Origin of the sequence: Bacteroides sp. AF25-5LB (genome assembly GCF_003602965.1) — a bacterium.
GTDB classification, from domain to species: domain Bacteria; phylum Bacteroidota; class Bacteroidia; order Bacteroidales; family Bacteroidaceae; genus Bacteroides; species Bacteroides uniformis.
In genome coordinates this window covers 1-5868 of record NZ_QTMC01000035.1, presented here as the reverse complement: position 1 = coordinate 5868, position 5868 = coordinate 1, and the positions used below count along the sequence as shown (strand labels likewise).

Below are 5868 nucleotides of genomic sequence, written 5' to 3'. Positions count from 1 at the left end.
TGTTGCTCAGGTACTTAAAAAAAATATTTTATAATAGTGTTGCGGAATTAAGGTATATTACATTTCTCATATTCAAATGATTTTATTGTTAGAACTGAATCTTAATACCTCCCATAATAGTACTCAATGGAGCATACTGACTTCTGTCAGAGCCTCCGGAATCCTCATTAGGATCTGTACTGACGGTATTTCCTGCCATTGAGACAAATCCCTTACGAGCCGAAATGAACATCAGGTTGTCACCGGAAACATAAACCGACAAGGAACCAATGTTCATTCTATTCATCCATTTTTTAGGGAATGTGTAGGATAATCTTACATTGGATAAATTCAAATAAGAACGACTGGTAATGAACCGAGTAGAAGATGCATTTGTATATTCATCATATCCGGAAGTTAAACGTGGCACGTCTGTTATATCACCCGGCTTTTGCCAACGATTTTCAATGTCATTATGCCAGTTTCCACTACCAGGTGTATTGTTAGACATTAATGTAGCATATACACCGTCGTAAGCATATCCTCCTAAGCTATAGGAGAAAGTCGTATTTAATTCGAAACCTTTAACAGCTAAATCAAAACCGAATCCCCCTTGTAAAGTCGGAATACCTGATTTCCCGACATATTTCTTAGTTGCGTTGTTATAATCGGAGGTCTTTTCTACTTCCAAACGCTCTATTTTATTGTTCTGCTGGTAAGTTACCATATCTGTAATCAAGTCCTTGCTTCCATCGGCTTTTACATTATAGTATGAGTTGTATAATGCCATACCGGTTTCTGGATCTACACCGGCATACTCTCTTATATAGAAATCATACAGAGAATGTCCTTTCGACCATCCGTAAGCACCTTGTATCTCCAATGGCTTTTCTTTTCCTGTGGTATCATCCATAGGCATCTGGGTCATTTTATTCTTATAATGTCCACCATTAACACGTAAATCAAGACTTATATCATTCGTTTTCACAAGATGTGCCACCAAAGAAAATTCGAGACCCTTATTGACCATTTTACCGTCATTGACGGGGTATTGTGCATATCCCAGCGATGGAGATACTTGCTTTAGGAACAACATATCTTTGGTAGTCTTATTATAGTATTCCACTTCACCTTCCAAAATATCGGCTATATTAAACTCGATACCAGTATTCCATGTTTCGCTGCGTTCCCATGTCAAATCAGGATTACCTTTATATTTAAAGCTAAAACTGATTTCATCATTTAGGTTACCGATCGTATACAAATCATTGTAAGGATAATAACCTGCAATGGTAGGATTGGTGATAAAGTCTTGGTTACCCAACACACCCCAACTTAACTTGTATTTCAAATTCTTCAACCAGCTCACGTCTTTCATGAAATTTTCGTTAGTGATGGCCCAGGCGGCGCCGATAGAACCGAATGTTCCCCATTTCTGTCCTTTGGCAAAACGTGATGAACCATCACGTCTTAATGTTCCATGAAAGAAATATTTATCGTTATAATCATATCTAATTTGTCCGAAGTAGCTTTCCATGTCAAACCCGTAGGTTTGAGAATCCATATAGTCCATAATTACAGCATTAGACCATTCTGTATTGTTAGGACGAACAATCTTTGATTTCTGGCCATAGTTGTCAGATGACTTGTAGAATGTAGATTCATGCGCAACGAATGCATCGAGATTGTGCACACCAAAACTTTTCTTCCATGACAATATCTGGTTTGACGTGAAGCTGAAGAATGTACTCATGTTTTTGAAAATACGTCCTAACCCCTCTGCATCACCATAATATGGATTTGTCAATTCATTGTTTTTTGTACCAAGATATTGCAATCCAAAGTTTACCGTTCCTTTGAAGTCTTTCAAGAAAGTTGCTTCAAACATGGCATTGCCGTTGAATGAATGAGATTGGTACTCATTCTTGTCCAATTGAATCGCTCCGGCTGGATTTACGCCTGAAGCGTAAGGACGTCCATAACCTTCAGCCATACCATAATCATACAGATATCCTCCGACCACATTATCCTTTATTTTATTGCCATCTGCATCACGTTGGAATACCGGAAATATGGAAGGCATAAAATTAATGAATTGGAAACCATTGTTCATGTTGTCACCTTGACCGGGCTTATTCAGTTCCATATAGCTATAAGCCATATTAACATTTGATTTCAACCATGAAGTGATGTCTTGAGACAGATTGGAACGGGCATTAAAACGTTCAAAATCAGAACCTATATAGTATCCTTCATCTTTCAAGTAACCGAAAGAGGTATAATGTGATAACTTGTCGCTGCCTCCTGATATCTTAACATTGGCTTCTACTTTTTCTCCTGTACGGAAAATATAATCTTCCCATTTCTCCGGAGTAAATTTGCGGACTACACCTGCCTTGAATTTGCCAGTAGAAGGGTCTATGACATCTCCCGTACTCCACATATTATATCCTTTGTATATTCCAGTATTTTGATAGCCTTTTTGAGGATCGTCATATCCCCACAGCAGCTTGCTTGCCATAGCTGCTGCAGCAGCTTCATCACGTCCACCAGCATATTGATATTTATTTTTAATGCCTTCCCATGTCAGCTCAATGAACCGCTCGGGACTTTCCATCGTATCATAAAGAGGTATTATACGGGTGTTGATACCATATTTTACATTTGCTTCAACTTGCGTTTTTCCTTTTTTACCTCTTTTGGTGGTCAGCAAAATTACTCCATTGGCAGCTCTTGAACCATATAGAGCTGTTGCTGTTGCGTCCTTCAATACGGTAGTTGACTCTATGTCTGAAGGATCAATTCCACTTAAATCTGAACCAAAGGGGATTCCATCCACTACATACAGCGGAGCACGGCTTGAATTTACAGAACCTAAACCGCGAATTCTGATGCTTGCATTTGAGCCGGGTTGTCCACTAGTTGAAATAACTTGTACACCTGCTACTTCACCGGTTAGCGCTTTAGATAATTCGGACGGATTTTTGTTAGCAATACGGTCTCCTTTAATTTCAGTAGCGGAACCTGTGAAGGATCTTTTTGTAGCAGTACCATAGGCAACAACTACAACTTCATCCAAAAGTTCAGTATCACTCTGCATGACAACCCGTACATGCGGCTTAATTGTAACCTCTTGAGTCTGCATGCCGATGTACGAAATTACCAGAGTTTTCGCGGAACTATATTTTATTTATCTTATTAATAATCAGATAATTATGCTATGTGCTAGAAATAACTATAGCGAAATTTCCTTTCTCACAAGGTATGTGTATGGAGGGACGACGCATAAAACCTTACTGCTGTGATACTATTTGTAGGATTAACAACCAGGTTATCAGATGTATACCATAAAGTTAATACGCTGCTTAAAGATTTTAAATGATTCTTCCTCTTATATGAAGCATGTCTTTTGTCAATATCTATCATCCTAGCTGCTTTCAATGAAGTATTTACTCTACATTGTCATTTTATTAGCGAAACTACTAAAATCTATGTAAAAGAATATTTCAATAGCTTCAGAAAACAGCAAATTCAAAACTTTCTGATTGGCTAAACAATCAAGACAACAATTGTTTCCTCATAGCAGTTTTCATCATTTTTGCTTCCACGCTTCCACCCGTTCCTTATATCCCTCTATTTATCGGCATTACAGATGCTGTGGAAGCAATGCAAAAGTGTGGAAGCAAATTTTGCTTCCACACCTCCAATCTGTTTAAATATTGATAACACACCAATGTTAATCTTCTATTCACACTATACTGTATCTAATTGATTATAAATAGTTTCTTGCTGCAAGATTTTGCAAACCTATTGCAGTGATACTGCAAAGCTGTTGCAGTGGTACTGCAAACTAATATGCAGTGCGGCTGCAAGCAATATGCAGTGGTACTGCAAGCAATATGCAGTGGTACTGCAAAACGTATGCAGTGAGTTTGCAGCGAGCAGGTTGAAACAGAATAGTGAGTGAACAGACTTTAAAGGAGAAGTATATGACTAATGATATGAAAGTGCAGTATTGACTATGCTAAGTTCGTGTTTTTTTAGGCAAAGGCATGAGTGCATGGTTCTTTTCTAAATCATGTACTATAGTCATATCCATTACATTCGTATACACTTGTGTGGTTTTAACACTTTTATGCCCCAATAATTTTTGCACTGTTGTAATGTTTACTCCATTATAAATCAATAGAGTTGCATTAGTATGGCGAGCGGTGTGAAATGAAATCTTTTTTGATAAACCGGCTAGGCGGGAAATCACAATTAAATTTTTGTTCACATTAGAGTTATCCCTTAAATGAAAGAAGCTTTGTAAGTCATCCCGATATTTGTCCAGAATAACAAGCCCTTTTCCTTCGAATAAGAGATAAAGAGGTAATCTGACTTCTGTACTCGTCTTTATGGATTTATAAATTAGCCAGGTTTCTTGACGGATCTCCACGATGTTATCGGGTGATAAACTGATAAAATCAGAATATCTCATTCCTGCATAGCAACAAAACAAGAATGCATCTAAAGTCTTCTGCAATTTAGTATATCTGCCAGCCAAGCTTAATTTCTCCAACTTCTCCAGCTCTTTAGGAGATAAGTGCGTATGCTTGTTTTCTATAGTTTTAATCTTGTACTTTCGAAAAGCGTATTTTTGTATCTCTATATAATCCTTGTTGATGGCGACATTTATATGTCGCTTCAGATGCTTCATATGTTTGGCTATCGTATTTGTGTGATAGCCTCTTGATTGCAAGAAATATTCAAAGGAGGATATGAATTCGAATGTTAAATCAGAAAAGGTTACATCCTTTTTGAACTGTTGTAATAATGAAAGAGTGGAGAGGTGATTTCGTTTTGTACTTTCTTTCAGAGCAGAGTTTGCTATCTCTTGTCTACAAAAAGAAATAAAAGAGGTTTTGTTTTCGTTTGTGCTCAAAACCTCCTTTAGTAACTCTAATGAAATACGCCTTCCTTGCTGCCACAATTCCAACTCTTTTTTTTCTATCATAGCCATAAATTCATATATCAATCTATTCAGTGCATCCGCATTAGGATGATTCTTCACGATAAGCTTTTTATTGTCCCATTGTTCTGGCTTTAGATAAACTTTGGTGGAGAAATACTTTTTCTTTCTGTCCAAATAGGCTTCTACTTGCACTAACGCCATTCCTTTTTTATTCAGGCTTCTTTTTCTGTTGTACACTAGATTGTAAATAATTTTACTCATTTTGCTTGATTTTAATTAATACTAATAACAAATAAGACGATATTCTGTGCTCGGTGAGAATAGAATAAGAATTAATATCTCTAAAAAGTGTCTTTTTGTGTTTAGCTATTAATCGGTATTTAATCTCCGGAAATTCTCATTTTGTTTCAAAATCAGGTATGTTTTTTGTTTTAGCAGCTTGTTTATTAACCATTTTGTTTTAAAATATGTGTATTTCTTGGAAAAATCACCTTGAAAGAGGGAATCATAGTGATAGTAAACATAAGCCGGTTTAGGTTTTTTAAGTATGAAAAATCTGTTATTAAGCATAAAGTAGCGTGTTTAATTAACAAATTGATAGATTTACAAGGTTTTTTCAATAAAATAGTTGTTCGTTTCAGTTTTATTAATATATTTGCACTTTGTTAGAGTAAAGAAACAATTAATGTAAAGTTAAACTTTAAGAGAGAATTTATGAAAAGAAAATTAATGCTGTTATTGGCCTGTCTTTTTGTTGGAATAGGCCTAGTAACTGCCCAAACCCAGAAGGTTACAGGTGTTGTAATTTCTGAAGAAGACGGGCAGCCAGTTATTGGAGCCTCTGTATTGGTAAAAGGTACACAAGTTGGTGCTATTACCGGTGTAGATGGTGATTTTACATTACCAAACGTACCAAGTTCCGCGAAAACTCTGGT

3 protein-coding genes are annotated in these 5868 nt (G+C 36.5%); 1 reads left to right on the top strand and 2 read right to left on the bottom strand.

Annotated elements, in window-relative coordinates:
- Positions 1 to 88: 88 nt before the first annotated feature.
- Together DWY57_RS20500 and DWY57_RS20495 are read right to left on the bottom strand one after the other, a co-directional pair.
- Entirely contained in the window at positions 89 to 3169 is a 3081-nt protein-coding gene (locus DWY57_RS20500; RefSeq protein WP_262706674.1) for a SusC/RagA family TonB-linked outer membrane protein, read from the bottom strand.
- A gap of 834 nt (positions 3170 to 4003) precedes the next feature.
- Complete coding sequence (locus tag DWY57_RS20495) at positions 4004 to 5194, bottom strand: site-specific integrase (protein WP_119962359.1); 1191 nt, start codon at positions 5192 to 5194, stop codon at positions 4004 to 4006.
- Positions 5195 to 5647: 453 nt separating this feature from the next.
- Here DWY57_RS20495 and DWY57_RS20490 point away from each other — a divergent pair.
- Positions 5648 to 5868: carboxypeptidase-like regulatory domain-containing protein (locus DWY57_RS20490; protein ID WP_133302471.1), on the top strand; the 221-nt coding region annotated here is incomplete at its 3' end.